General features: G+C 71.7%; 26 protein-coding genes and 3 pseudogenes. 12 read left to right on the top strand and 17 right to left on the bottom strand.

All coding sequences use genetic code 11. The annotated features are described in order from the left end of the window. From KVT45_RS52350 to KVT45_RS52335, 4 genes are all read right to left on the bottom strand, one after another. A partial coding sequence (locus tag KVT45_RS52350) for a hypothetical protein (protein WP_217561727.1) occupies positions 1 to 591 on the bottom strand: 591 nt, incomplete at its 3' end. 254 nt (positions 592 to 845) lie between these two features. Beyond that, on the bottom strand, positions 846 to 1,664 hold the full coding sequence (locus KVT45_RS52345) for an SDR family NAD(P)-dependent oxidoreductase (RefSeq protein WP_217561725.1): 819 nt from the start codon (positions 1,662 to 1,664) through the stop codon (positions 846 to 848). Between the two features lie 88 nt (positions 1,665 to 1,752). Then, positions 1,753 to 1,980, bottom strand: a complete 228-nt coding sequence (locus KVT45_RS52340) for a hypothetical protein (RefSeq protein ID WP_217561723.1) — start codon at positions 1,978 to 1,980, stop codon at positions 1,753 to 1,755. Positions 1,981 to 2,067: 87 nt separating this feature from the next. Next, a complete protein-coding gene (locus KVT45_RS52335) occupies positions 2,068 to 2,589 on the bottom strand; it encodes a MarR family winged helix-turn-helix transcriptional regulator (protein ID WP_217561721.1) in 522 nt (173 codons plus the stop codon). A gap of 639 nt (positions 2,590 to 3,228) precedes the next feature. Between KVT45_RS52335 and KVT45_RS52325 the strand changes: the two genes are divergently transcribed. Then, positions 3,229 to 3,957, top strand: a complete 729-nt coding sequence (locus KVT45_RS52325) for a DUF6461 domain-containing protein (protein WP_254648638.1) — start codon at positions 3,229 to 3,231, stop codon at positions 3,955 to 3,957. 100 nt (positions 3,958 to 4,057) lie between these two features. Here the strand turns inward: KVT45_RS52325 and KVT45_RS52320 are convergent, their stop codons facing one another. Continuing rightward, positions 4,058 to 4,801 (bottom strand): class I SAM-dependent methyltransferase, encoded by a 744-nt coding sequence (locus tag KVT45_RS52320; protein ID WP_217561717.1) that lies wholly within the window; start codon positions 4,799 to 4,801, stop codon positions 4,058 to 4,060. 221 nt (positions 4,802 to 5,022) lie between these two features. Here KVT45_RS52320 and KVT45_RS52315 point away from each other — a divergent pair. Together KVT45_RS52315 and KVT45_RS52310 are read left to right on the top strand one after the other, a co-directional pair. Then, positions 5,023 to 5,219 (top strand): annotated as a pseudogene (locus KVT45_RS52315) (IS5/IS1182 family transposase); the annotation flags it as partial. Positions 5,220 to 5,338: 119 nt separating this feature from the next. Continuing rightward, the gene (locus KVT45_RS52310) at positions 5,339 to 5,818 is read left to right on the top strand and encodes a hypothetical protein (RefSeq protein ID WP_254648634.1); all 480 of its coding nucleotides are present in this window, start codon (positions 5,339 to 5,341) and stop codon (positions 5,816 to 5,818) included. A 275-nt stretch (positions 5,819 to 6,093) separates the two neighbouring features. Here KVT45_RS52310 and KVT45_RS52305 read toward each other — a convergent pair whose 3' ends face one another. After that, a complete protein-coding gene (locus KVT45_RS52305) occupies positions 6,094 to 6,888 on the bottom strand; it encodes a pectate lyase (protein WP_217561715.1) in 795 nt (264 codons plus the stop codon). Between the two features lie 326 nt (positions 6,889 to 7,214). Between KVT45_RS52305 and KVT45_RS52300 the strand changes: the two genes are divergently transcribed. Both KVT45_RS52300 and KVT45_RS52295 read left to right on the top strand, forming a co-directional pair. Continuing rightward, positions 7,215 to 7,436, top strand: a complete 222-nt coding sequence (locus KVT45_RS52300) for a hypothetical protein (protein ID WP_217561713.1) — start codon at positions 7,215 to 7,217, stop codon at positions 7,434 to 7,436. A 38-nt stretch (positions 7,437 to 7,474) separates the two neighbouring features. Then, complete coding sequence (locus KVT45_RS52295; protein WP_217561711.1) at positions 7,475 to 8,797, top strand: SGNH/GDSL hydrolase family protein; 1,323 nt, start codon at positions 7,475 to 7,477, stop codon at positions 8,795 to 8,797. A gap of 133 nt (positions 8,798 to 8,930) precedes the next feature. Here the strand turns inward: KVT45_RS52295 and KVT45_RS52290 are convergent, their stop codons facing one another. Further along, the gene (locus KVT45_RS52290; protein WP_217561709.1) at positions 8,931 to 9,398 is read right to left on the bottom strand and encodes a cupin domain-containing protein; all 468 of its coding nucleotides are present in this window, start codon (positions 9,396 to 9,398) and stop codon (positions 8,931 to 8,933) included. 145 nt (positions 9,399 to 9,543) lie between these two features. Next, positions 9,544 to 11,031, bottom strand: coding sequence for a PucR family transcriptional regulator (locus tag KVT45_RS52285; protein ID WP_308311145.1), 1,488 nt, complete (start codon positions 11,029 to 11,031; stop codon positions 9,544 to 9,546). A gap of 152 nt (positions 11,032 to 11,183) precedes the next feature. Between KVT45_RS52285 and speB the strand changes: the two genes are divergently transcribed. Genes speB through KVT45_RS52265 form a run of 4 tightly spaced genes read left to right on the top strand, consistent with a single transcriptional unit; the run spans position 11,184 to position 14,768 of the window. After that, positions 11,184 to 12,152: an agmatinase gene (gene speB, locus KVT45_RS52280; protein ID WP_217561705.1), complete on the top strand. Its 969-nt coding sequence runs from the start codon at positions 11,184 to 11,186 to the stop codon at positions 12,150 to 12,152. Beyond that, the gene (locus KVT45_RS52275) at positions 12,149 to 13,717 is read left to right on the top strand and encodes a cytosine permease (protein ID WP_217561703.1); all 1,569 of its coding nucleotides are present in this window, start codon (positions 12,149 to 12,151) and stop codon (positions 13,715 to 13,717) included. Before speB ends, KVT45_RS52275 begins: the two co-directional genes overlap by 4 nt. Positions 13,718 to 13,722: 5 nt before the next feature. Continuing rightward, entirely contained in the window at positions 13,723 to 14,376 is a 654-nt protein-coding gene (locus KVT45_RS52270; RefSeq protein WP_217561701.1) for a cyclase family protein, read from the top strand. Beyond that, positions 14,373 to 14,768 (top strand): nuclear transport factor 2 family protein, encoded by a 396-nt coding sequence (locus tag KVT45_RS52265; protein WP_217561699.1) that lies wholly within the window; start codon positions 14,373 to 14,375, stop codon positions 14,766 to 14,768. The genes KVT45_RS52270 and KVT45_RS52265 overlap by 4 nt, the downstream gene beginning before the upstream one ends. A 124-nt stretch (positions 14,769 to 14,892) precedes the next feature. Here the strand turns inward: KVT45_RS52265 and KVT45_RS52260 are convergent, their stop codons facing one another. Further along, complete coding sequence (locus KVT45_RS52260) at positions 14,893 to 16,245, bottom strand: nucleobase:cation symporter-2 family protein (RefSeq protein ID WP_217561697.1); 1,353 nt, start codon at positions 16,243 to 16,245, stop codon at positions 14,893 to 14,895. Positions 16,246 to 16,365: 120 nt separating this feature from the next. Further along, on the bottom strand, positions 16,366 to 17,709 hold the full coding sequence (locus tag KVT45_RS52255; protein WP_217561695.1) for an FAD-dependent oxidoreductase: 1,344 nt from the start codon (positions 17,707 to 17,709) through the stop codon (positions 16,366 to 16,368). Between the two features lie 186 nt (positions 17,710 to 17,895). Between KVT45_RS52255 and KVT45_RS52250 the strand changes: the two genes are divergently transcribed. Beyond that, positions 17,896 to 18,381 carry a DUF6214 family protein gene (locus KVT45_RS52250; protein ID WP_217561693.1) on the top strand — a complete coding sequence of 162 codons (486 nt, stop codon included), beginning with the start codon at positions 17,896 to 17,898 and terminating at the stop codon, positions 18,379 to 18,381. On the opposite strand, the gene KVT45_RS52245 is transcribed toward KVT45_RS52250, so the two are convergent. The 5 genes from KVT45_RS52245 to KVT45_RS52225 form a co-directional block, all read right to left on the bottom strand. Then, entirely contained in the window at positions 18,382 to 19,044 is a 663-nt protein-coding gene (locus KVT45_RS52245) for a TetR/AcrR family transcriptional regulator (RefSeq protein ID WP_217561691.1), read from the bottom strand. Between the two features lie 136 nt (positions 19,045 to 19,180). After that, positions 19,181 to 19,903, bottom strand: coding sequence for an HAD family hydrolase (locus KVT45_RS52240; RefSeq protein WP_217561689.1), 723 nt, complete (start codon positions 19,901 to 19,903; stop codon positions 19,181 to 19,183). 112 nt (positions 19,904 to 20,015) lie between these two features. Further along, a complete protein-coding gene (locus KVT45_RS52235; protein ID WP_217561687.1) occupies positions 20,016 to 20,687 on the bottom strand; it encodes a phosphatase PAP2 family protein in 672 nt (223 codons plus the stop codon). A gap of 56 nt (positions 20,688 to 20,743) precedes the next feature. Further along, complete coding sequence (locus KVT45_RS52230) at positions 20,744 to 21,679, bottom strand: M56 family metallopeptidase (RefSeq protein ID WP_217561685.1); 936 nt, start codon at positions 21,677 to 21,679, stop codon at positions 20,744 to 20,746. Positions 21,680 to 21,774: 95 nt separating this feature from the next. Continuing rightward, on the bottom strand, positions 21,775 to 22,317 hold the full coding sequence (locus KVT45_RS52225; RefSeq protein WP_217561683.1) for a DUF5134 domain-containing protein: 543 nt from the start codon (positions 22,315 to 22,317) through the stop codon (positions 21,775 to 21,777). 165 nt (positions 22,318 to 22,482) lie between these two features. Here KVT45_RS52225 and KVT45_RS52220 point away from each other — a divergent pair, with 165 nt between their 5' ends. Beyond that, positions 22,483 to 24,141, top strand: a complete 1,659-nt coding sequence (locus KVT45_RS52220) for an FUSC family protein (RefSeq protein ID WP_217561681.1) — start codon at positions 22,483 to 22,485, stop codon at positions 24,139 to 24,141. After that, positions 24,138 to 24,722 (top strand): MarR family winged helix-turn-helix transcriptional regulator, encoded by a 585-nt coding sequence (locus KVT45_RS52215; protein ID WP_217561679.1) that lies wholly within the window; start codon positions 24,138 to 24,140, stop codon positions 24,720 to 24,722. Before KVT45_RS52220 ends, KVT45_RS52215 begins: the two co-directional genes overlap by 4 nt. Positions 24,723 to 24,743: 21 nt before the next feature. Here KVT45_RS52215 and KVT45_RS57350 read toward each other — a convergent pair. Both KVT45_RS57350 and KVT45_RS52210 read right to left on the bottom strand, forming a co-directional pair. Beyond that, positions 24,744 to 24,818 (bottom strand): annotated as a pseudogene (locus KVT45_RS57350) (VOC family protein); the annotation flags it as partial. 32 nt (positions 24,819 to 24,850) lie between these two features. After that, positions 24,851 to 24,948, bottom strand: a pseudogene (locus KVT45_RS52210) (IS5/IS1182 family transposase); the annotation flags it as partial.

The raw sequence follows: 24,948 nt of genomic DNA, 5'->3' as shown, positions 1-24,948 counted from the left end.
CACGGCGGCGAGAGTGACCGGCAGCAGGTGGGTGTTGGCCGGGTCGTCGGGGTCGAAGGCGGCGGGCGTGCGCAGGCGTACCTCGGTCACCACGTAGTCGGACGCGTCCCCCAGCTCCTCCACCGTGCTGATGTCGTGCTCGGCGAGAAACGCGTCGAGATCGAAGAAGGCGAACCGCGCCCTGAACTCGTCGAACGACGTGAAGTCGTCGAAACCCCGGGACAGCACCGCCTCCGCGCCGGCCGGGTCCACCTCCGTGACCACCGTGACGTCGATCCCGGCGAGCAGGTCGGTCCAGACCGGCTCGGCCGGGGCGGGCACGGTCAGGCTCACCTCGGTGCGGGTGTAGGAGGGCACGAGCTGCGACCACGCCCCGTCCTGCCGCCCGGTGAGGAACAGCGGCCGCTGCAGGGCGACCTCGCGTACCCGCGCGGAGCCGACCGTGTCGACCCGGGCGGCCGACAGGTCATAGGTCGCGGCCAGCATGGTGCGGATCCGCTGCTCGCCCGAGGCATCGGTGGGCGACAACAACGCACCCAGAGCGGCGGGATCGCTCAACGCGAGCAACGCCCTGTCCCTGAATGCCATCATGCTTCCCCCAGACCTTCGGTGACCGCTGTCGCCCGAGCCCGGCGAGGTAACCGCGCCCAGCCGGCGACGGCTACGTTCGCAGGAGCGCCGTTACGGGGGCGTCACCTCTGCGTCAGCGGAATGGTCCTGCGCTCCGGCGGCGCTCCCCTTGAGCCGCCCGTCCAGGACCTCGCCGTGGGCCCGTGGCACCGCGCGACTTACGAAGCCGTCGCACTCGGTCCCCCATTCGACCGGGCTCTGCGGCGGCGACTGCGTCAGGCGCCGGTGAGACTGCGGGAGGCGTCCATGAGGTGCTGGGTGGTCGCGGCGTCCAGGGCGATCGGGGTGCGCTGTTCGAAGCGGCCCGGCTTGCCCCAGTAGTAAGGGGTGTGCCAGTCGTCGTGCTGGACGGCTTCGACGGCGTTGTGGGCGGAGGTGTCGACGGAGTCGAGGACGAGCGGTCCGAGGATCTTCATGCCGGCCCGCATGTACCAGGGGGCGATGCGCATGATGTCGGTCTTTGCGGAGCCCGCGTTGACGACGCCGGCGGCGAGGCCGGGTTCAGCGTGGGTGAGGTGGGCGGCGTAGTGGTGGTTGGCGAGCTGGATCGGCTTGCGGTCGCGGCTGAAGGTGAAGGGGGCGAACTCGGGGAACCGGGCGAAGTCGGTCTCGTCGGCCGGTGGGATCGCGGCGGTCATCATCAGTACGACCGGCCGTCCGGCCTGGCGCAGGGCCGGCAGGAGGAGCTGGGTGAGGTGGTAGCGGCTGAGGTAGTTGACCGCGAAGAACGGGTGGAGCCCGTCGGCCGTACGGCTCTCCTCGAAGGTGAACACGCCGGTGGTGTGGACGAGGGCGTCGATGTGGTCGTGCTGGGCGAGGACGCGTTGGGCGGCGTCGCGGACACCGCCGTGGGTGGACAGGTCTGCGGCGAGGAATGAGGCCCGGTCGGCGGCGGTGCCGAAGGAGGCGAGGGCGGCCTCGCCCTTGCGCGGGTCACGGCCCAGCAGGACGAGCCGGTGGCCGTGGACCAGGAGGTCGCGGGCGGCCTGGAGGCCGATGCCGCTGTTGCCGCCGGCGATGAGGATGGTCTTCATGATGCTCCGGGAGAGAAGAGGGAGAAGACGGGCGGCCGTCGACCGGTGGCATCGCGCCTGTGGGCCGCCCGTAGTCGGTGTGCTGAGGTCAGGCGCCGATGAAGTGCTCGGCCTGGTCGCGGCTGGTGTGCAGGGTCCAGTAGTCGAGGGCGATCTCGTCGGGCGCGCGGTGGGGGACGCCTTCGGGGGCTTCGGTGCCGATCATGAGGTTGATGGCCACGTTGGCCGCGTAGATGCCATCGTCGGCGAGGGTGTAGTGCAGGTTGATCGCGAAGTTGCGCTGGCCTGCCTGGGCGATGTTGACCGTGGCGAGCATCGGGTACGGGTCGATCGCGCCGCCGCCGGTGGTGAAGAGCAGGGTGCCGGGTCGGTCGTCCGGGTACCTGCGCGGGGTATGCGGGGGTCAGTCCCGGTCGGCCGGCGGGGTGGTGCCGGGCCAGTCGGCGGGCCACGGTGCCTGGAGGGCGGCGAGCATGCGCTGGGAGATGGCACCGAGCTGACGCTGCTGCGCTTTGGTCAGCGGGTCGAAGATCAGCTGACGCACCGCATCGACGTGGCCGGGGGCTGCGGCGACAACCTTGTCCATGCCGTCGTCGGTGAGGGTGGCCAGGGTGGCGCGACCGTCCGCGGGGTCGGGGTGCCGCCGCATCCAGCCGCGCTTCTCCAGCCGGATCACCACGTTGGACAGCCGGGAGAGCGTGCTTCCGGCGTACTGGGCCAGATCGCTCATCCGCAGGGTGCGCTCCGGCGCCATCGACAGCGAGGACATCACCACGTAGTCGAACTGCGCGATGCCCGCGTCCCGCTGCATCCGCGCCTCCAGTGCGGCCGGCAGCTGGGTCAGTACATAGGCGAATGCGTACCACTGCTGCTGCTGGTCGGCATCGAGCCAGCGCGGATCAGTGGTCTCCCGTTCCTCTTCCATGCCCCCAGCGTACTCCAAGCTTGGAGTATTCGGGCGTGCTATTTGCTCTTAGCTTGAAGTGACCGGCCGCCACATTTGCTACAACCTTGAAGTTACCGAAGGGAGTGACGTGTAGATCAAGGTCAGCCGCCCGCCGCAGCAGCCGGCTGCCTCCGGACTGAGTCCTCACCGCTCTCGGGCTGATCCCCCCGCCACTCGTCGGTGTCGCGGAGATCCTGGTCCCGATGGTTGCAACTGGACTCGCGGCTCTGATGACCGGCGCGGCCATCACCCATGGGCGCCGCAAGGAGTTCCAGATGATCACCATCAAGGTCGTCCTGCCCGCAGCGGCGGCCACGGTCGCCTGGGGGCCGCTTCGGCCCGCACCCTTCTGGCGCCTGCCCCCCCCGTTGCGGCGCGGCGGGGACAAGGCCACGCCAAGGGCATCGCCATCCCCCTGCCACAAGCCTCAGGTTGGGAGGTTTGCTCGCCTCGATTCGAGGACCCGGAACATCCAATCGTGGGGGCGAGATCGACGTGGGCGGCGCGAAAGACGTCTCACGGTGCCAAGGGCCAAGTCACTGCCGCTGTAGGACAACGGCAGGATGCCGGCGCAGCGACCCGGAGTAGCGCCACCTCGTGTCAGTGGCGGCTGGCAACATGCACTGCGTGACCACAGCCACTGCGGCCGACTACGGCTGGATACGCTCCTCCTCGTCACCGTTCCGCTATCCGCTGGAGATCGGGTACACCCTGACTCTGGTGCGGGGAGTCTCCCCTGCGGAGCTGCTCACCTTGGCGGGAGCCGAGCCGAGGGGCGTGTGTGAAGGGCTCAACGAACTGATCGAGCAACACCAGGCGCTCATCGACGAATCCGATGACTGGGACGACTGTGTCCTCGCGGGAGTGTGCACCGTCCCGAGTGAGGAAGGGGATTGGACCCTCGCCCTGGCCCTCGGTGGGGATTTGGGGTCGCCTGGCTTCATGGGAACCCTTTCAGCCGGGAGCCGTGCTGTCTCTCATTCGAGTAATGGAGGGAAGCCGATGGACTTCTTCCACTGGTACGAGAACGGGGAGTTGCGCACCAGTTTCGAATGGCCCACGGTCAGAAGCGGCAGCACCCCGGACGAGCTCAATGGCGTGATGCGGGAGGTCGGCCTGGGCCTCACGGACGAAGACGCTTCTCATGTAGATCGCAAGGCGGCGGTGTTCGCACTGACTGAGCGCCTTACAGGAGTCCGGGTGACCGAGGAACTGCTGATGCTGGCCGAGTACCGGGCAGCCGAGGTGCCCGAGGAACCTGCCGAGGACTGGGTGGGCATCATTGTCGACATCACGGATGCGTACGGCGAGCGGACTTACGTGCATGTCCGAAAGGATCAACTGTGATACATCGAGTCGCCAGTGGTCGACACTTCCGCGTTGCCCGATAGGCGAGACGTAGCGGACCGGACCGGTGTGAAAGCCGTCTCAGGCCTCCTGACACAGGTCAGGAGTCTGACACCAGTAGTCGATAGCCGACGTCGACGGTGTCGAGTGCGGCCAAGTCGGCGTGACGGTGGTGCCAACGGCCAGTCGCGAGGTCGTCGGCGAGCCTTGCCAGGCCGGGAGCGAGGACGTCTTCTCCGGTCTGGGCGAGCATGGAGATTCCGGCACGTACCTGTGGGTCGAGGTAGGCGTGGGGGCGGCGCCAGTATGCTGCGCCGAACCCGTCCGTGCAGTCGTGCGGGACATGGACGGGCTCCTGATGTGCCCCGCCGAGCAGAGTGACCAGCCGGTCGATCGGGATGGCGCGGCTGTCGTCGAAGGCGGCGGCCTCGGGGAGGTATTCGCGCACGAGCCAGAACTGCTCGCGGAAGATCCGCTGGTCCCAGGTCAGGATGACGATGCGGTGGCGCGCGACCCGTCGGAGTTCGGCAATGCCGGCCGCAAGGTCACTCCAGTGATGGACGGTCAGCAGTGCCATGACGGCGTCGGCGGCGTTGTCACACAGCGGAAGTTGTTCGGCGGCGGCACGCACGGCGGGCGCGGACCGGGGTGGGCGCTGGGCGAGCATGATCGTGCTGGGCTCGACGGCGAGTGCCGTGTGCGGTGGCTCGTAGGAGCCGGTGCCCGCTCCTACGTTGACCACATCCGCGGCGTTGCCGAGCGCGGCGTGAATCTGCGCGGCGATCCGCGGATCCGGCTGCCGGGTGCGGCCGTACGTCGCGCCGAGCGTGTCATAGATGGCCATGCCCCTCAGTATGCGAAGAAGCCGCCATGCCGGTGCCCGCTCCGCGCAAGACCGGCGGTGGCCCTATGGATATGGGGACTTGGGCGGTGTCCGCATGAGCCGTCACGCGTTCCCCGTGTCCTGTGGACTGCCGCACAGCGAGCGAATCTGTCGGTGGATGATGAGGCGGCAGGCGACTTTCAGGAACGCCTCGCGGCTGTCGGACCGCCGACTACACGGAATGGGAGTTGTGCGGAGCGAAGGCAGCCGTCGGCAACACTACGGTGATCGCCGCCGGCGGCTACCACGGCACCAGCCTGGTGATCCCGCACCTCCACGAACCCGGCCAGACCGAACCCCCGGCCTGGAAGGAGGAGCACAACCGCATCTAGCCATGCTTGGCACAGCCCGCCTGCATACCCTCGCGCTCGCCGGATAGACCGGCCCAAAGCGGGCGTCCCTGATACCGACCGAGACGGTCTCGCCGGCGGCTCCGATGCCTGCCTCTGCGGCGAAAGCCCCTGGTGCCAGTGCACTGATTGAGACAAGCTGCCGCACATGGACTGGATGTCGCTTCTCTCCACACTGACCGGTGCCGTGATCGGCATCACGGCCACTCTGATTGCCGATCGCAATCGGTGGCGGCGTGAGGAGTTCAGGCAGGCGTTGGAAGTACGGCGTGAGGCATACACGGAGTTCGCGTCCGCCCTCAAAGCGGCAGGCGAAGAGATGCGTGCCGTCGCCCTGGGCGATCACATGTCCGATTCGGTGCGTGATGCGGCCGTGCGGGAGGCCGTCCGCGGCTCCGGCCTCTATACGGCAAGCGAACGCCTTTGGCTCGTAGGCCTGCCACAGGTGGTAGCGGCGGGGAACGAGGCTTTTCATGGTCTGCGCGCGATACGCGACGCCTACGCTCGGGGCGTGGCAGTGGGCTCCGCCGAGGAGGCACGCCTCATAGGAGTGCGGCGCTCGGCCATGGCACAGATGCGTCGCCTCATGCGTGAGGATCTGGGCATCGGGCCGCTCGGGATCGAGTGATCGTCGCGATCCCGGTGAACGGCACTGCCAAGTCAGCTCCGTTGCCAAGCTCCCGCCGCCCGCGGCGAGAACCGGCCTGAGCCTGGACCGGCAGGGGCATGCGGATGCGGACGTACTCCGTGCACTGCGCGTCGACAGGTTTCGAGAACGGCACGCACGTCCGCTGGAGTTGGCGGAGGCGCCCCTGGTCCGCCGTCTGCAGGGCGTCGTACGTGCCGAGGGAGTCGGTGGGGCCGCCGTCGCCCGGCGGGAGGCGGCGGCCCCACAGGACCGGCTCACTTGTAGGTGATGTCCGAGCTCGCGTACTTGCAGTACGTCCCGTCCGGCCCGCTCCCGTTCGTCGGTGGCTCCGCGCCCGTGTTGTTGCCGATGTACTTCTGGCAGGGCACGATCTTCTTGCCGCTGTCCCCGACGATCGTGATGTTCTTCAGCGTCGCGCTGTCGCCGTAGTTGGTGTTGATGCCGACCAGCGCGCTGCCCTTGTACGTCGCCTCGATGCTGTTCAGGTTGATGGTGCGCTTGTACTGCGTGGAGCAGTTGCCGCACGAGCGGACCAGCTTGCCGAAGTTCTGCACCGCGAAGTTGGACACGTTCAGCGTCCCGGCGCCGTTGAACTGGAACACCTTGTCGCTGGCTTCCTTCGCACCGCCGCCGGAGACGGTGTACACGTTGGACGACGAGGAGCCGCGGAAGGTCGCCGCGTCCTCGCCCACGTCCTCCCACCACACGTTCTGCAGGGTGCAACTGCCCTCGCAGTGGATGCCGTCCGCGGCGGGCGCGCCGATGATGACGTTCTTCAGGACGGTGCCGGCCGCCAGATCGAGGATCGGGTCCTGGTCCTCGCTCTGTCCGCCGGTGCCCAGGTCGCCGCTGCCGTACAGGCGCAGCATCCCGTAGTCCTTGGTGCCCGACAGCTTGATCGTCGCGGTGACGGCCTGGCTGCCGCTCGCGGTCGGCCAGGTGGCGGCGTCCGCCGAGGTTCCGGCGGTCATGATCATGCCAAATGAGAGTCCCAGGGCGGCCATCCCGCCCAGCAGTGCGCGCACACTGCTCCGTGCTCGTGAAGTCATGTCCCGTATGCCTTCTCTCGAGTGGGGGGTCCTGTGGCAGCGTTCCGTCGGTCGTGCAAGTGGATGAGAGGTGTCCATCATGCGGAACGCCACGTGTGGACACCCGGACAAACGTGGGCCCGTCGAGGGCTGTCGGTCAGGGTGCTGAACGGAACGTAGGATGTAAGCGCTTTCTAGTCAACGCTTCGCGCAGCATCCGTTCCGGTCGCCCCGTCATCTCGCAAAGTGGTGTGGGAGCGCTTCCATGGATGGTCGTGGCCATGCCACCATGCCGGGAGTTCCCCGCACGACGCCGCACCGAGCCGCGATCAGAAAGGGACAACGACGTGCGCCCCCACACCCGGTCCCACACCTGGTCCCACACCCGGCTCCACACCCGGTCCCGCGCCCGGCTCCACCTTCGGGCCCACCCCCGGCTCCGCACCGGGACCCGCACCCGGCCGCACCCTCAACGCCCCCCGAACATCGGCTACCGGGCCACCCGCACCGGCGACAGCGTGGCCCCCACCGCGTACACGCTCAACGGCACGCCCTGCACGGTCAGTTGACGACGGCTCTGCCGCCGCCCCTCGCCAGGAAGGTCCCCGTGAAGCCGCAGCCCAGCAGAGCGCCGCTCGCGGCGCTCCTCAGCACCTGTGTCCTCGCCCTGGCCCTGGTGGTGACCGCCACGGCCGTCACCGCGCTGGTCCGCGGTCCCGGCCAGGTCGTCTCGGCCACCCGCCAGAGCAGCCACTGGGTGAACACCTGGACCGGGATGCCCCAGCCCACCGAGCCCGGCAATCTGCCGCCCGCGCCCTACACGGGGGAGAAGTCGGTCCTGGCCGACACCACCCTGCGCCAGACCGTGCGGGTGACCGTCGGCGCCCACCGGCTCCGGTTGCGCTTCTCCAACGCCTACGGCGACACCGCGCTCCCGCTCACCTCGGTGACCGTGGCGCTTCCGGCGGGCGGAAAGGCGGGGGCCGGCGCGATCGTTCCCGGCAGCCTGCACCGGGTCACGTTCTCCGGGCGCGCGGCGACCGTCGTACCCGTCGGGGCCCAGGTCGTCTCCGATCCCGTGGACTTCGAGCTGACCGCGGGGTCCAATCTCACGGTCACGGCGTACACCGCGCAGGGCCAGCCCGATCTGGCGCTCACCTCGCACCCGGGGTCGCGCACCACGTCGTACCTCGTCGTCGGCGACCACACCAAGGACCCGGATCTGGCGGGCGCCACCGCGGTCGACCACTGGTACCTGCTGAGCGACGTCGAGGTCCTGGCGCCCGCCGCGACCCGGGCCGTGGCCGTCCTCGGCGACTCCCTCACCGACGGCCGGGGGTCCACGACCAACGGCAACGACCGCTGGCCCGACCAGTTCTTCGACCGTCTGCAGTCCCGGGCCGGCACCTCGGGCATCGCCGTGCTCAACCAGGCGGCCGGCGGCAACCGTGTCCTCGCCGACGGCCTCGGCCCCAATGTCCTGGCCCGGCTCGACCGCGACGTTCTCTCCCGCAGCGGTGTCTCCTGGCTGATCGTCTTCGAGGGCGTCAACGACATCGGGACCGCCGCCGCCACCCCGCAGGCCCAGCAGGCCGTCGCCGACGACCTGATCGCCGCCTACCGGCAGATCGTCGTCCGCGCCCACGCCCAGGGCATCCGCGTCTACGGCGCCACCCTGCTGCCCTTCGGCGGCAACGCCTACGACGACGGGGCCGGGGCGCGGGAGGCGGCCCGGCAGCGCGTCAACGCGTGGATCCGGGGGCAGGGGCACTTCGACGCGGTGATCGATTTCGACCGGGTGGTACGGGATCCGGCCGATCCGAGCCGGCTGCGGGCCGACCTCCAGGTGGGGGACTGGCTGCACCTCAACCCGACCGGGTACGGGGCGCTGGCGGCGGCGGTGCCCGCGGCGCTGTTCCGCACCTCGTAGCAGGCCTGAACCGCGCGACAGGATCCCGGACATCACCCGGCGCGGTGCGTCCAGGGCGCCGACGCACCCGCCTGCCCGGAGAAGCACCGGCCGGTCGGTCACGGCACCGGCTCGGGTACTCGGCAGGGACAGGTCAGCCGACAGGCCGCGGGGCGCGCAGGTGGGCACGCGACCTGAGCTCGTCATCCTCGACCAGTTCGAGCATGGGCTTGCCCGGCGCGCACATCATGGTGACCACGAACTCGGTCCTGGCGTCGGAGAGGGCGTTGCCGTCCTGGTAGTGGATGACGTCACCGCCAGGCTCCCAGAACGTGCCGCCGGCCTCCACGATGTGCTCGGGCTCGCCCTCGAGTTCGAAGCGGACCGCGCCCTGGAGGACGTAGCCGAACGCCGGGCCGGAGTGACGGTGCGGCGGGGTTCCGGGGTCGCCGGGCTCCCACCCGACGTGGATGGTCATCGCCGAGGCGCCCTCGGGGACGGTGATGGGTGCGGCCTCCTGGAGCACCTTCACCGCCCGGGTCCAGCTCGGGCCGTCCGCACCGCCGGTCCCGGACCCGTCCGCGTCGTGTCCGGGATGAGGGTGCTGTGGGTTCTCCGACACTGAGCCGTCCCTTCCGTGTCCGGTGCAGAGCGTGATCGACTGTACGTCGGGCAGGCTCGCGACCGTTGCGTCCGCGACCGGTCGGCGGGGACGTGTCGCGGCGGACCTCTGTGACACGGGCCGCCCACGGCCGGGAGCTCCGGGGCTACGGCCCCGCGACCGCCACACCGAGTTCGGTGGCCGCGCGCACGGCGAACCAGACCTCGGTGAAGGCGGCGGTCGTCGACAGGTCCCGGCCGGTCACCTCGCCGAAACGGCGCAGCCGGTAGGCGAGGGTGTTGGGGTGGATGTGGAGGGCCGCGGCGGCGTCCTCGGTGCGGCGGTCGCGTTCCATCCAGGTGCGGACGGAGAGCAGCAACTGCGACCCGTGTGCCGCGTCGTAGCGCAGGGCCTCGCCGAGGACCTGCTCGACCAGTGCGGACAGCAGCCGTCGGTCCTCGGGCAGCCAGCGCCCGGTGGCGTCCTCGCCGTAGTGGAGGAGCGGCTTGCCGGCCTCCTCCGCGCGTCCGGCCGCCCATTCCGCCTCCTGCCGGGCGACCCGCAGGGGCTCGCCGACGGCGAAGGGACGGCTCACCCCGCACACCGCGCCCGGCAGGCCGGCCAGGGCCTCGGTGAAGCCCGGTTCGGCCAGTACCAGCCGGTCCTCGCCGCGGCGCAGGGTCAGATGAGGGTGGTCGGACAGCGCGCCGTCCAGCTGCTCGTCCTGGGCGCGCCGGAGCACCGCGAGGACGACGGGCCGCTGGGTGTCCAGGCCGTGGTGGGCCAGCCGGCGCTGGGCGCCGGCCGGGTCGAGGGTGTCCTGGAGCATCTCGGCGAGGGTCTCCGCGCCCTCGCGCCGCAGCACTTCGCGCTCCTGGCGCACCATCGCGAGCCGGAGGGCGGCGACGGTGGCCAGGTGCTGGACGACGGCCAGCCCGGCCGGGCGGGCGCCGGCCTGTTCCAGCGCGACCAGGTAGCCGGCCGCGCCGCCCGGGCCGAGGACGGGGAGCACGAAGCCGCCGGGCACGGTCGGCGGGGCGTCCGGGTCCGCCGGGAGCACCGAGAGGTCCTCGGGCGCCGCGACGCCGGGCAGCAGCGGGCGTCCGTGGGGGGTGCACAGGAAGATGCGGTAGCCGCTGAGCTGCTCCAGGCGGTCGAAGAGCGCGGGGATGTCCAGGTTCTCCTCGGCCATCCAGCGCAGCGCGCCGAAGACCTGGAGCTGGGCGCCGAGCCGTTCGGCGGACTTCTCGCTGACCGCGGCCGCGACCTCCTGCGCGATGGTGACGAAGGGAACCGTGAGCGGCACCTCGAGGACCGGGAAACCGCGCTCCTCGGCCGCGGTGAGGAACGCCTGCCGCAGCGGCGGGGTCCGCAGCTGGGTGCTGAGCACCAGCGCCGCGACGCCCGCGTCGTCGAGCCGCTCCAGATAGCGCCGCTGCGCCTCGCCGCCGCGGGGCACGGCGAGGCCGACGGTCATGATCACCTCCGAGCCCTGGAGCCAGGGGGTGGGGTCCTCCAGTTCGCTGACGTGCGCCCAGGAGACCGTACGGCCCAGTCCGCCGCCGCCCGCGAGCAGGCGTATCTGCAGCGCCGGGAAGGACAGCAGGTCGCCGACGGTGAGGACGGAACGCGGTGTGGCTTTGTGGTCGGACACAAGACAACTGTAGTTCTTCGTGTCGTCAACAATTGACCGTAAGGGCCGCCTCTTCGCAGACTGAGGCATCCCCCGATACCGGAACCATGTGCTCCGGTCCAGGGTCCGCCCTCCCCGGCGGTGCACGCCCAGGCTCGACAGGAAGGTGCCCGATGACGACCGAGCCCCGTGGACCCGTGGACTCCTCCCGTGTCCCCCGCTATGCGGGACCGGCGACCTTCGCCCGGCTGCCGCGGCTGGACGAGGTGCCCCGCGCGGACATCGCCGTCGTCGGCGTCCCCTTCGACACCGGTGTCTCCTACCGCCCCGGCGCCCGTTTCGCCCCGGCCGCGGTCCGCGAGGCGTCCCGGCTGCTGCGCCCGTACCACCCGGCACTGGACGTGTCGCCGTTCGCGACGGTGCAGGTGGCCGACGCGGGGGACATCCCGGTGAACCCCTTCGACATCAACGAGGCGATCGAGACCGTCGAGCACGAGGCCTCCCGCCTCCAGTCCGACGGCACGAAGCTGGTCACCATCGGCGGCGACCACACCATCGCGCTGCCGCTGCTGCGCGCGGTCGCCAAGCGGCACGGACCGGTCGCCGTCCTCCACTTCGACGCCCATCTCGACACCTGGGACACCTACTTCGGCGCCGAGTACACCCACGGCACCCCGTTCCGCCGCGCAGTGGAGGAGGGCATCGTCGACACCGAGGCGCTCAGCCATGTCGGCACCCGCGGCCCCCTGTACGGCAAGCGGGACCTGGAGGAGGACCGCCGGCTCGGCTTCGGCATCGTCACCTCCTCCGACGTGCTGCGCCGCGGCGTCGACGAGACGGTGGACGCGCTGCGGCAGCGCATCGGCGACCGGCCGCTGTACGTCTCCGTCGACATCGACGTCCTGGACCCGGCGCACGCCCCCGGCACCGGTACCCCGGAGGCCGGCGGCATGACCTCGCGCGAGCTGCTGGAGATCCTGCGCGGCCTGGCCGGGCTCAACCTCGTCGGCGGCGACGTCGTCGAGGTCGCCCCCGCCTACGACCACGCCGACATCACCTCCGTCGCCGCGTCGCACGTCGCCTACGACCTGATCAGCCTGTTCACCCTGGACTCCGCCGGCCCTCGCGAGGAGCAGACATGACCACCAGCCCCCAAGCGGAGCAGCACGACGCCCCGTCGCTGACCGAGATCGAGACCTACGGCGTCGAGCGCATCCCGGACGCCGACCGCACCGCCCGGCCGCTGGACCTGTTCCGGGTCGCCTTCGGCGGCGCGAACACCTTCGCCACCTGTGTCCTGGGCGCCTTCCCGATCCTGTTCGGGCTCTCCTTCTGGCAGGGCCTGGCGGCCACCGGCCTCGGACTCGCCGTCGGCGCGCTGATCCTCGCGCCGCTGGCCGTGTTCGGCCCGCTGAACGGCACCAACAACTCGGTGTCCTCCTCCGCCCACCTGGGCGTGCACGGCCGGGTCGTCGGCTCCTTCCTCTCCCTGCTGACCGCGGTCGCCTTCTTCTCCATCTCCGTGTGGTCCTCCGGCGACGCCCTCGTCGGCGGCGCGCACCGGATGTTCCATCTGCCGACCAACAACGGCGTGTACGCGCTCGCCTACGGGCTGTTCGCCGCGCTGGTGCTGACGGTGTGCATCTACGGCTTCCGCTTCATGCTCTTCGTGAACAAGATCGCGGTGGCCGCCGCCTCCCTGCTCTTCGTCCTCGGTCTCTTCGCGTTCGGCGGCGACTTCGACGCCGGCTACCAGGGCAGCTTCCACTCGCTGAGCACCCCCGGCTTCTGGCCGGCGTTCATCGGCTCCGCGCTGATCGTGCTCTCCAACCCGGTCTCGTTCGGGGCCTTCCTCGGCGACTGGGCCCGCTACATCCCCGCCGACACCCCGCGCCGCCGGGTCATGGGCGCGGCCTTCCTCTCCCAGATCGCGACGATCCTGCCGTTCTTCTTCGGCCTGGCGACCGCCTCGATCATCGCCGCGAAGGCGGGGAACTTCCTCGACCCGAACGCCCCGGACTACGTCGGCGGCCTGCTGGCGATCTCGCCCTCCTGGTTCTTCCTGCCGGTCTGCCTGCTCGCGCTGATCGGCGGCATGTCCACGGGCACCACCTCGCTCTACGGCACCGGCCTCGACTTCGCCAGCGTCTTCCCCAGGTTCAGCCGGGTGCAGGCCACCGTGTTCATCGGCGTCCTGTCGATCGGCTTCATCTTCGTCGGCCGGTTCGCCGCCAACCTGACCCAGTCGATCTCCACCTTCGCGACGCTGATCATCGTCTGCACCGCGCCCTGGATGGTCATCATGACTCTGGGCTTCCTCACCCGCCGCGGCTGGTACGACCCCGACTCGCTCCAGGTCTTCAACCGCCGTCAGCGGGGCGGGCGTTACTGGTTCACGCACGGCTGGAACTGGCGCGGCATGAGCGCCTGGCTGGCCTCGGCCCTGCTCGCGGTCCAGTTCGTCAACCTCCCCGGCCAGTTCGTCGGTGCCCTGGGCGACCTCGCGGGCGGCGTGGACATCTCCCTGCCGGTCGGACTGGGCCTGGCCGCGGTCAGCTACCTCGCGCTGCTGTGGTTCTTCCCCGAGCCCCGTGCCGTCTTCGGCCCCGACGGCCCGCGGCTGGTGCGCGCCGTCGACTCCCCGGTGCCGCCGATCACCGCCGCCGACGGCGCTCCCGTCGCGGTCCCCGAGCCGGCGGAGGTGTGAGCGGGATGCGCCTGATCGACCTGTCCGTGCCGCTGCGCACCGGCATGCCGGTCTACCCCGGCGACCCGGAGGTGGACATCCGGCCCGCGCCCACCGCGGCCCGGGACGGTGTCAACGTCCTTCAGGTGCACATGGGTTCACAGTCCGGCACGCACGTGGACGCCCCGTCCCACATCGAGGACGGCCTGCCCGCCCTTGACCAGCTGCCGCTGGACCGTTTCGACGGTCCCGCGCACGTCGTCGACGCCCGGGGCCTTCCGCCCCGGGCGGCCATCGGGGCGGACCTGCTCGCCCGGGTCCCGGCCGGCCGGATCGTGCTGATCGCCACCGGCTGGTCCGCGCACTGGGGCACCGACGCCTACCACGACCACCCCTATCTGACGGAAGCGGCGGCCGCCCTCCTCGTCGCCCGCGGCGTGTACACCGTCGGCATCGACGCGCTGAGTGTCGACCCCACCCCCGGCGAGACCCTTCCCGCGCACCGCATCCTGTGCGGCGCCGACGCCGTCATCGCCGAGAACCTCACGAACCTCGCCGAGGTTCTGGACGCCCAGCACACCGGCCAGGACGTCCACGTCAGCCTCTTCCCCCTGCACCTGCCCGGCGCGGACGGCGCACCCGTCCGTGCCGTGGCCCGGATCTCGGAGCCGAAGCCTTGAGCAACGACCACGACACCGTCCTCGCCGCGGCGGACGCCCTCATCACCGCCTTCGCCGAGGGCCGCACCGACGACTACTTCGACGCCTTCGCCGCCGACGCCACGTTCGTCTTCCACACCGCCGACCGGGGCCTGGACTCCACCCAGGAGTACCGCGCCCTGTGGCAGAAGTGGAGCGAGGAGGACGCCTTCCGCGTCCTGTCCTGCGACTCGAACGACCGCCGCCTCCAGCTCTTCGGCGACACGGCCGTCTTCACCCACTCGGTGACCACCCGTGTCTCCACCACGGCCGGAGAGGAAGTTCTCCACGAGCGCGAGACCATCGTCTTCCACCGTGCCGGCGACGAGGACTGGCGGGCGGTCCACGAGCACCTGTCCGCAGCGACCGTCTGACAGCGACGGTTCGGCAGCGCCCCGTAGGGGCGCGGGGCTGTATCCATATGCGGCTCCGCCGCGTGGGCGCGACCAGCCACGACGGCGCCGCAGACGGCAAATCGCGGCACCTCCAGCGGAGCGCCTAGGCGGATTCGGCTCCGCTGGGCACCGCCCCCGGGGCCGAATCCGCCCTTGCGGGCAGGTGGTTGAAGAGCAGGTTCAGGACGATCGCCGTCAGGCAGCCCGCGCTGATGCCGCTGTTCATCACCGTCTGGAACCAGTCCGGGAACTTCTCGTAGACCGTCGGCACGCCCACCGGCAGCATGCCGACCGCCACCGACACGGCCACCACCGTCAGGTTGTTGTTGCCCTGGAAGTCGACGGCCGCCAGGGTCCGCAGGCCACTCGCCGCGACCGTGCCGAACATCACCAGGCCCGCGCCGCCCAGCACCGGGGCCGGAATCGCCGCGACCACCGCGCCCAGCTTGGGCAGCAGACCGAGCAGCACCAGGATGCCGCCCGCCGCCGCGACCACCCAGCGGCTGCGCACCCGGGTCATCCCGACCAGGCCCACGTTCTGCGCGAACGCCGTGTACGGGAAGGTGTTGAAGACACCGCCGAGGACGGTCGAGAGGCCGTCGGCGCGCAGACCGTCGGCGAGGGAGCGCGGCTCGACCCTGCGGCCGGTCAGCTCGCCGACCGCGATCAGGTCACCCGTCGTCTCGGTCATCGTGACCAGAGCCACCACCAGCATCGAGATGATCGCCGAGGCCTTGAACGTCGGCGTTCCGAAGTGGAACGGCGTGCTGATGCCGAGCCAGTCCGCGTCCCCGACCCCGCTGAAGTCCGTGAACCCGAAGGGCACCGCCACCGCCAGGCCCACCGCGATGCCGACCAGGACCGCGATCCGGGCGAGGTAGGCGGGCGCGAACCGCTGCACGCCGAGCACCACCGCGAGCACGAAGGCCGCCAGCGCCAGGTTCTTCGGCTCCCCGAAGTCCTTCGCACCGGCGCCGCCCGCCGCCCAGTTGCCGGCGACCGGCAGCAGCGAGACACCGATGATCAGGATCACCGTGCCGGTGACCAGCGGCGGGAAGAAGCGCAGCAGCCTCCCGAAGACGGGCGCGAGCAGCATGATCGCCAGACCCGCCACGATCACCGAGCCGTAGATCGCGGGGAGTCCGCCGCCCGTCGTACCGATGAGGACCATCGGCGAGACCGCCGCGAAGGTGCAGCCCTGCATGATCGGCAGCCGGACGCCGAAGCGCCAGAAGCCGACGCACTGGATGAGCGTCGCGATGCCGCACACCAGCAGGTCGGCGGTGATCAGATACGCCAGGTCGGCGGGCGACAGCTTCATCGCGCCGCCCACGATCAGCGGAACGGCGACCGCGCCCGCGTACATCGCGAGCACGTGCTGGAGGCCGAAGGCGGTCAACTGCCGTACGGGCGGGACCTCGTCGACGGGATGGACGGAGGCGCTGGTGGTGGCCATGAGGACTCCAGAGCGGGGACGACATCCGGACAGCACGAGACGGTAAGCGGCTTGAACAGTTTGTTGATTTCCGACTCGTTGCCGATACGTGTCATGCCCACCTGATCGCGCGTGACTCCGCTACGACCCCGACCGCGCCGCCGTCAGCAGGGAGTTCCAGTCGGCCAGCTTGACCACGCTCCGGCCGAGCCGGGCGCCGAGCGCCGCCTCGGCCTGCTCGATCGCCTGCCACCCCGTCCACGGGACCGGCTCGATGCCCGCCGAGCGCAGCGCGGCGACCGGGTCCTCCGGCACCTCCTTGCGCAGCAGCGCGGGCGCGTCCTCCAGAAGGGAGGTCACCGTCTCCTTGGCGTCGGGCCGGTTGGTGCCGATGACGCCGGTCGGGCCGCGCTTGATCCAGCCGGCCACGTAGTCGCCGGGTGTGCTGAAACAGCCGCGCAGGACACGGCCGGCCTCGTGGGGCACGGTCCCGGTCTCCTCGTCGAACGGCAGCCCGTCCAGCGGCACTCCGCGATAGCCCACCGAACGCAGCACCAACTGCGCCTCGACGGTCTCGTACTGCCCGGTGCCCCGCACCCTGCCGCGTGCGTCGAGTTCCGTGCGCTCGAAGAGCACCGCGCCCACCCGCCCGCCGTCGGCGAGGAGTTCGACCGGGCGCAGGAAGAAACGCAGCCAGATGCTGCGCTCCGCACCCCGGGCGCCGGCACCGCCCCAGCTGCGCAGCACCTCCACGTTGCGGCGCTGGGCGGCGGGCAGCGCGGAGGGATCGGCGAAGGCCGGGTCGAGCGCCAACTCGTCCGGATCCAACAGGACTTCGGTGCCTGGCAGACCGCCGAGCTCGCGCAGCTCCTTGGTGGTGAAGCGGGCCTGGGACGGGCCGCGCCGGCCCACCACGTGGACGTCTCTTATCCGGCTCGCCGCCAGCGCGGTCAGCGCCTCCTGCGGCATGTCGGTGGGGCTCAGCTCCGCGACTCCCCGGGCCAGCATCCGGGCCACGTCCACCGCGACGTTGCCGACCCCGATGACCACCGCCGACCGGGCGTCCCGCACGAACCCGGCGTCGATCGCGTCCGGATGAGCGCTGTACCAGGACACGAACTCGGTCGCCGACCAGCTGCCCGGCAGCTCCTCGCCGGGAACCCCGAGCCGCCGGTCGGTGGCGGCGCCCACGCAGTACACCACCGCGTGGTACAGCTCCCGCAGCCGCTCCACCGGCAGCCCGCCCGTGCCCCCGATCCGGACCCCGCCGAGGAACCGCACCCGCTCGTGCTCAAGGACGGTACGCAGATTCCCCTGCAGTGACTTGATCTTCTCGTGGTCGGGGGCGACGCCGTACCGCACCAGTCCGTACGGGCACGGCAACCGGTCCAGTACGTCCACGAGCACCGTGGGATCGAGCTGGACGAGGTTCTGGGCGGTGTAGCACCCGCTCGGCCCGGAGCCGACGACGGCGACACGCAACACAGGGGGACTCCTTGCCCGAGGGGCTGGTGATTCCAGCATCTCACCGGCCCGGCCGCCTCGACAGGGGCCGCTGGGGTGACGCGGACGCGTGTCCGTGAACCTGGAGTGTGATCATGAGGTTACGTTGCGTATGTGCTAGAAGCATCGTTTCTTAATCTTTCCGATCGGCGCGCGGAGGACGGCACGGTGTCCGTGACGCCCGCCTGGGAGGTGCAGGAGCACGCGGGAGCCACCTCGTGGTTCCAGGTCCGGCTGGCCTTCGAGGACGGCGCGCGGGTCGACGCGCTCGCCGTGGTGGCCGCGGGGCAGGTCTCCATCGAGGACGTCAAGGCGTGGCCCGCGCTCTCCCTGGCCGATCTGACGGTGCTCGCCGACTGGATCGAGGAGCCGCTGTGCCGGGCCTGCGGGATGGAGTCGTACGCGGACGAGGAGCCCGAGGCGCCGGACGGGGGCGGTGAGCCCGGCGGTGCGCGGCACGCCCGGCCCGCCTGGCCGCGGGGCATCGAGGGGAGGTGGCTGGTCGCCAGGGAGTACCGGGCCGCGCAGGAGGGGGGCCTCGACCCGGTCCTCGCGGTGATGTGCGCGACCGGGCACAGCCGCCGGTGGTCGCTCCGGCTCATCGCCCAGGCGCGTGACGCGGGCTTCCTGACGCCGCGTCACGCCCGCCGCTGACTAACCCGGTTCGGTCCGGTCCCCGGTCGCGAAGAACCGGGACAGGTCCTGCCGCCCGGCCGCCGGCGCGGACTCCGGCGGCAGGCCCAGTTCCCGGTCGAGCCCGTAGCGCTCGAACAGCTCCGCCCGCAGCGCCGGGATCGGCATCGGTACGCCGGGCACCAGTGCCGCGTACACCGCTCCCATCAGCACCGCCCGCAGCATGGGGTAGTCGACCTCGACGTGGTCCGAGCCGTACCGGGCGACGGTGTCCCCCAGCAGCTCCGACAGCCGGCGCTGTTCGGGGCACTGCACGAAGCCCTCGCCCTGGAGCAGGCCCGCCATGTGCTGGCGCATCAGCACCGGCCGGTCGTGCGCGAGCCCCAGGATCGCGTCGATGGCCCGGGCCAGCCGCTCCCGCCCGTCCTCGGTGTGCGGCTCGTGCTCCAGCGCCTCCTCCAGCGTGCGGTGCATCAGCCGGTGCACGGCGGACTGCACCAGCTGGCGCTTGCCGGGGAAGTAGTACGACACCAGGCCGCGCGCCGACCCCGCCCGGTCCGCGATGGCACCCAGCGTGGTCGCTTCGAAGCCGTGCTCGTCGACCAGCTCCACCGCGGCCTGTAGCAGCCGCTCACGGGAACGTCTGCGCAATTCTTCATTGACCGAGGGGCTGCGCGGGGACATGCTGGAACTCCTGCGTTGACTGGCTGCCAGCCAACTATAATCGACGCAGTGGGCACCGCCCTGCGCGGGGCCTGTTCAGGGCTGCCGTCCGTCCGGGGCGACACGGGGGAGCGTCTCGGGCGGACGGCGCGACAGGTCAGATCTGGGTGGGCGTGGCCGGTCGGCGGGCCGCGCCCACCAGGTCCAGGACCGGCAGCAGCGCGTCCGGCCGTTCGGCCACCGGCAGATGGTCCACGAAGTGCACCCGGCAGCCGAGCGCCGCCGCCCCGCCGTCGGCGGGCCTGCTGTCCCCGACCATCACCGTCTCCCGTGGCTCGGCCCCGAGCGCCTCGAGCGCGACCGTGAAGAGCCGCGGATCCGGCTTCTGGACACCGTGCTCGTACGACAGGACGTACGCGTCCACATACGTGTCGAGCCCGTGCTCGCGGAAGACCGGGCGAAGGTCCCAGCCGATGTTGCTGACCACACCGACCCCGATCCCGTGCTCGCGCAGCGTGCGCAGCACCGGGGCGGCGTCCGGGTACGGCGTCCAGGCCCGCGGGGTCATGTGCCGCTCGTACAGCGCGTCGTGCAGGGCCGGGTCCGGCAGCGCCACCCGCCGGGACAGGCCGGTGTACGCAGCACGGTGCAGCTCCGCGCTCTCGTCCCGCACCGCCCACACCCCCGACAGCTCCTCGGGCAGCGCGGCCGGAAAGGCCCCGCCCGGCTGCGCCCCGGCCGTCTCCAGCGCTCGCGCCGCTGCCGACAACTCGGCCTCGCCAAGCGGTACTTCGGCCTCGGCGAGCACTGCCCGCAGCCAGGATTCGGTGGACTCGATACGGAAGAGGGTCCCGGAGAAGTCGAAGAGCACGGCAGTCATGTGCCGGACTCTACCGACGGCCGGGTGTGGCCGGGCTAGGCCCTGTTGTTTGGATCAGCCTGGCTATGAGGTGCTGCGCCTTTCGACGCCGGGATGATCCAAACGGCAGGGCCTAGGGGTGGTGGCGCCTGCGGGCGTCACGCTCCCACTCGTACGCCAGCACCGCCAGCGCCACCACCAGGGCCCCGAGCAGCCAGCCGCCGAGCACGTCCGAGGGCCAGTGGACGCCGAGCCACACCCGGGTCAGGCCCACGCCCACGACCGAGAGTCCGGCCGCGACCAGGGCGGTACGCCATATCGCGCGACCGGTGCCGCAGCGATGCAGCAACCACAGCAGCAGGCCGCAGACCACCGTGGCCGTCATGGTGTGCCCGGAGGGGAACGCGGCGTAGTGGGCGGAGTCGACCGGGTCGGGCCACACCGGGCGCGGGCGGCCGACGGCGGCCTTGAGGGACTGCTGGGCGACCGTTCCGAGCGCGCAGGTCAGGGTCAGCCACAGGGCGGTCCGCCACGCCGAGTGCCGCCACACCAGCCACACCGCGACCGCCGCGCACAGCAGGCGCATGGTCAGCGGGTCCCAGACCCAGTCCGTCAGTATGCGCAGCACCTGCGTGGTGCCGTGGTCCGCCACGGCCCAGCGGTGGGTGGCACCGGCGATGTCCTCGTCCACCGCGACCAGGGGAGGCCACTCGCCGGCGACGAGGGCGAGCAGCAGCGCCGACGCGAGGGCGAGAACGGCGGTCGTGAGAAGCGGGGCAGGGCGGTCGCTGGGTGGGGGGCGCATGACGTGATCTTTGCCGAATCATTGCCCGCACGGCAATTCCTCTGACGGGTACGGCTTTACCCGAGGGCGCGCAGGCTCGGTATGAGCGCCACCAGCACCGGGATCACCGGGACCAGGGCGGCCGTCGCGGTCAGCCGCAGCCGGTGCCGGGCGGGGAGGCGGTCCGGGGCGGTGAGCAACCGGTTCACCCGCTGCGGGACATGGGCGTGCGGGGCCGGTCCCGGTCCGAACACGCCCCGGTCCTCGTTGAGTTCGACCAGGGCGAGCGCGGTGGTGAGGCGGCCGTGGCGCCGGGAGGCCATGTCGTCGGCGGCCAGTTCGACCAGCCGGTGCATCTCGGCGCGGAACGCGGCGAACACCGGGATCTGCGGGAACCCGCCCGCCAGCGCGGCCGAGCAGTGCAGCAGCCAGTCGTGCCGGGCCTGCGCGTGGCCCTGCTCATGGGCGAGGACCGCGTCCAGCCGACGCCCCTTGAGCCGGCGCAACGCGGCCGTGGTGACGACGAGTTGGGGCGCCGCACCCGGCAGCCACCAGGCCTCCGGGCGGTCGCCCTCCAGTACGACGAGTCGGCCGTCGGCCGGTTCCTCGCCGGGCAACAGCGGTGCGCGGACCAGAAGTTCGGCCCGCCGCCGGCTGCGTCCGGCCCTGGCCCGCGCGATCTCCCGCACCAGCATCGCCCCGCTCCACAGCCCTGCGCCGGCGAGGGCCACCGCGGTCGCGGCCGCCCACGGGCCGCTCGTACCGAGGGCGTAGGCGTCCACCACCCCGCTCGGGGCGGTCGCGAACACCTGCCCGCGCACCGCCTGCCAGGCCGCCGCCGCGCTCAGCGTCATCGACAGCGCGCAGCACAGCAGGACGGCCGCCACCACGCACTGCCACACCCACAGCGCGACCACCGGCTCCCGGTCCGTCCAGTCGGCCCGGGCGAGCAGCCGGGGGCCGACCACGGCGGTCAGGGCGCCTAGCAGCAACAGTGCCACGGGGACCATCATGGCCAGCACCCTATGAGCGGGGGACCGTTCACGGGTACAGGCCATTACGCCAAAGTGACGCAGGCAACGTTTGCGCCGCGCGTGCCGTCACTCCCTCACAGCGCCAGCAGCATCGCCACCATGCCGATCCCCATCGACAGCCGGCACGCCCGCGCCAGTTCGGGCCGGTCGCCCCACCTGACCGTTCCCGTACCGGCGGCCACCGCGACCGGGACGAGCCGTGCGCCGGACAGCAGCACATAGCCGGTGAAATAGAGCAGCAACGGCCCCGTCACCAGCGGGACTCCGGCGCCACCGTGATGGTGGGCGCCGGGGGAGGCCGCCATCGCCACCGCCATGTAGACCATCGCCGCCGTCCCCACCAGATGGTGCAGGTGGTGCGGGCTGCTGCGGCCGCTCCACAGGGCGCACAGCGCGGCCGCGCCGAACACCGCCGCGTACAGTGGCCACGCCCACCCCGGCGGGGTGAACACCGTCGCCGGCACGGCCATGACGGCCATGCCGAACCCCATCAGCGCCTCGCCGCCCGCGGCGCGCCGCTGCTCCTCGACACTGCTGCGCATCCGCAGCAGGCAGTAGGCCCCGGTCGCCGCGCACAGCGCGACCAGCAGCCAGCCGGGCGAAGCCGGTCCGTGCACGGCGCACCTCCCCGCTCGACGTCGCGTCGATGGATGCGATGCCCCGGCCGCACGGCGCGCACGCGAGCGCAAGGATGTACACGGGGAGCATTCACCGGAGCACGGTCTGTGATCAGGGTCGTTCCAAAATGTTTTACGAGTAAAACACGTGCTAAATTGATGGGTATGAGCACCGCGACCCCCACGACCACCCGCCGTCTGCCCCTCGCCGGTGTGCTGCGCCTCGGCCGGCCCTCCGACATCTGGTTCAAGCCCGCCTGCAGCGTGGTCGCCGCGGTCGCCCCGCCCAACCTGACCCTGCTGGCCCTCGGCCGTCTCGACCTGGCGATGTACACGATGGCCGGATCGCTGTGCGCCCTCTACGGCCACAACCGCCCCTACCCCGCGCGCGCCCGCACCCTGGCCCGGGTGATTCTCGGCATGGTCGGCGGCCTCGCCCTCGCCCTGGTCGCCGCCTCGCTCACCACGGACGCGGTCGTCCTGGTCACCGTCGGCGCGCTGATGGCCGCCGTGCAGAAGGTCCTCTGCGACGCCACCCGCGTCGGCCCGCCCGGCAACGTGGTCCTCACCTTCATCAGCTCCGCCTCCCTGTTCGCCCCGCAGACCCTCGGCCAGGTCCCCGGCCACATCGGCCTCGCCCTGGCGGCGGGCGCCTGGGCCTGGCTGGTCGGCATGGCCCCCGGGCTGCTGCGCCCGCACGGCCCCGAACGCCGGGCCACCGCCCATGCCCTGAACGCCACCGCCGCCTACGCCGACACCCGCGGCACCGCAGACGGCCACGACCGGACTCGCGCGGCCGCGGCCGCCGCCGTACAGGCCGCCTGGCAGTCCCTGCTCGCCACCGGCACCCGCACCGACCGCACCCGGCGCGCCCTCGAACACCTCGTCGTCCGTGCCGAGGTCGCCCTCGCCGCCCCCGCCGACACCGACCCGCGGCTGCTCCGCGGCTGGGCCCGCGACCTGCGCGGCACCGGACGCGTCCCGCGAGTGGCCGGGGCCGACGACGAACTCCTCGGCGTCGACGCCGAATGCGCCGTACCGCAGCGCTCGTTGTGGCGCCGGCTCGGCCCGCTCGCCCCCCTCGCCGCCCGCACCTCGCTCGGCTGCGCCCTCGCCGGCTACGCCTCCCTCGCCCTCGGCGTCGGCCGCCCCTACTGGGCGCTGGTCACCGCCGCCTCCCTCTACCAGGCCAACGTCACCCTCACCTGGAGCCGGGGCGTCCAGCGCGTCGTCGGCAACCTCCTGGGCGTCCTCGTCTTCGCCGCCGTCGTACCGCTCGCCCATCTCCACCCGGCCGCCCTGGTGCTGTGCTGCCTCGCCTTCAACTTCGGCGCCGAGGCGCTGATCGGCCGCAACTACTGGCTCGGCAGCGTCTGCGTCACCCCGATGGCCCTGCTCGTCACCGAGTTCGCCCGCACCCAGGACGCCGGACAGCTGGTCACCGAGCGGGTCGTGGACACCCTGGTCGGCGCGCTCGTCGGCTTCGCCGCCGCCGTCGTGGTCACCAACCGCCGGGCCGGCGACCGCATCGAACACGCCCTGACCGCCGTCGAGCGGGCCCGCGAACAGGCCGCCCGCCTGCTCGCCGAGCCGCAGCCGGCCCCGCGCGCCCTGGAGGCCGCCCGGCGCACCCTGTCCGCCGCCCTGGCCGACCTGCGCGCCACGGCCGACGCCGCGTCCGGCGAGTGGTGGCAACGCGCACTGCCCCAGGAGCGGGTCGTGCAGGCCGAGCAGTCCGGACACCGTACGCTCGCCGCGACGGTACGACGCCGGGGAGCGCACTCCTGGGACGGCGCGAGGACAACGGAGGACGTACGGCCATGACGGCGACCAACGGACGACCGACGTCCGGGAGCGACGCGGGCAGCAGCACGGGCGAGGACGCGGACAGGGGTGCGGGCAGGGACGACACGGTCGCGGCCGTCGTCCGGCAGTGGCGGAGCGTCCATCCCGCGCTGGACACCGGGCCCATGGAGGTCATCGGCCGGATCAACCGCTGCGCCGCCCTGCTCCAGCAGGCCGAGGACGCCCCGCTGCGCCGGGCCGGCCTCAGCCGCCCCGAGTTCGATCTGCTCGGCGCGCTCCGCCGCACCGGCCACGAGCTGACCCCGAGCGAGCTGGCCAAGGAGACCTTCTCCTCCGGCGCCGCCGTCACCAAACGCCTCAAGCAGCTCACCGAGCGAGGCCTGGTCGAGCGGCGCGGAGACGCCCGTGACCGCAGGGTCGCCCACCTCCGCCTCACCGACGCGGGCCGCGACCTCGTCGACGGCCTGCTGCCCGAGCAACTCGCCTACGAGACCGCCGTGCTGTCCGTCCTCGCGCCCGAGGGCCAGGGCGAACTGGCGGGTCTCCTCGCCGAGCTGCTGGGCCGCCTGGAGGGCCGGATGGGCGCGCTGCGGGCCTGAACCGGCTCCGCCCCGGCTCCTCTAGATCCCCGGCCGGTAGCGCAGCGGGTGGTCGGCGGGGATCTCCACCAGCACGATCCTGATCCCGTCCGGATCTCCAGACCACTGTGACTCAGTTAGACCGTGTCCTACGTGGTGAGGCGGACGAACCGCTTGTAGCAGCAGAGTGCTGCGGCGAGTCCGAGAAATGCCAGGTAGTTGCGGGGATTTCGTTCGTAGCGGGGGC

The organism is Streptomyces sp. GbtcB6 (assembly GCF_019091475.1).
Taxonomy (GTDB): domain Bacteria; phylum Actinomycetota; class Actinomycetes; order Streptomycetales; family Streptomycetaceae; genus Streptomyces; species Streptomyces hyaluromycini.
The sequence above is the reverse complement of the archived record's forward strand: the minus strand, read 5'-3'. Positions and strand labels throughout refer to the sequence as shown.

Coding starts and splice junctions, on each gene's coding strand:
- KVT45_RS52240 (WP_217561689.1), bottom strand. CDS start 19,903: ATGACTGCCGTGCTCTTCGACTTCTCCGGGACCCTCTTCCGTATCGAG.
- KVT45_RS52235 (WP_217561687.1), bottom strand. CDS start 20,687: ATGCGCCCCCCACCCAGCGACCGCCCTGCCCCGCTTCTCACGACCGCC.
- KVT45_RS52220 (WP_217561681.1), top strand. CDS start 22,483: ATGAGCACCGCGACCCCCACGACCACCCGCCGTCTGCCCCTCGCCGGT.
- KVT45_RS52345 (WP_217561725.1), bottom strand. CDS start 1,664: ATGAAGACCATCCTCATCGCCGGCGGCAACAGCGGCATCGGCCTCCAG.
- KVT45_RS52305 (WP_217561715.1), bottom strand. CDS start 6,888: ATGACTTCACGAGCACGGAGCAGTGTGCGCGCACTGCTGGGCGGGATG.
- KVT45_RS52215 (WP_217561679.1), top strand. CDS start 24,138: ATGACGGCGACCAACGGACGACCGACGTCCGGGAGCGACGCGGGCAGC.
- KVT45_RS52245 (WP_217561691.1), bottom strand. CDS start 19,044: ATGTCCCCGCGCAGCCCCTCGGTCAATGAAGAATTGCGCAGACGTTCC.
- KVT45_RS52270 (WP_217561701.1), top strand. CDS start 13,723: ATGCGCCTGATCGACCTGTCCGTGCCGCTGCGCACCGGCATGCCGGTC.
- KVT45_RS52340 (WP_217561723.1), bottom strand. CDS start 1,980: ATGCTCGCCACGGTCAACATCGCCCAGGCAGGCCAGCGCAACTTCGCG.
- KVT45_RS52275 (WP_217561703.1), top strand. CDS start 12,149: ATGACCACCAGCCCCCAAGCGGAGCAGCACGACGCCCCGTCGCTGACC.
- KVT45_RS52310 (WP_254648634.1), top strand. CDS start 5,339: ATGGACTGGATGTCGCTTCTCTCCACACTGACCGGTGCCGTGATCGGC.
- KVT45_RS52320 (WP_217561717.1), bottom strand. CDS start 4,801: ATGGCCATCTATGACACGCTCGGCGCGACGTACGGCCGCACCCGGCAG.
- KVT45_RS52260 (WP_217561697.1), bottom strand. CDS start 16,245: ATGGCCACCACCAGCGCCTCCGTCCATCCCGTCGACGAGGTCCCGCCC.
- KVT45_RS52335 (WP_217561721.1), bottom strand. CDS start 2,589: ATGGAAGAGGAACGGGAGACCACTGATCCGCGCTGGCTCGATGCCGAC.
- KVT45_RS52230 (WP_217561685.1), bottom strand. CDS start 21,679: ATGATGGTCCCCGTGGCACTGTTGCTGCTAGGCGCCCTGACCGCCGTG.
- speB (WP_217561705.1), top strand. CDS start 11,184: ATGACGACCGAGCCCCGTGGACCCGTGGACTCCTCCCGTGTCCCCCGC.
- KVT45_RS52325 (WP_254648638.1), top strand. CDS start 3,229: ATGCACTGCGTGACCACAGCCACTGCGGCCGACTACGGCTGGATACGC.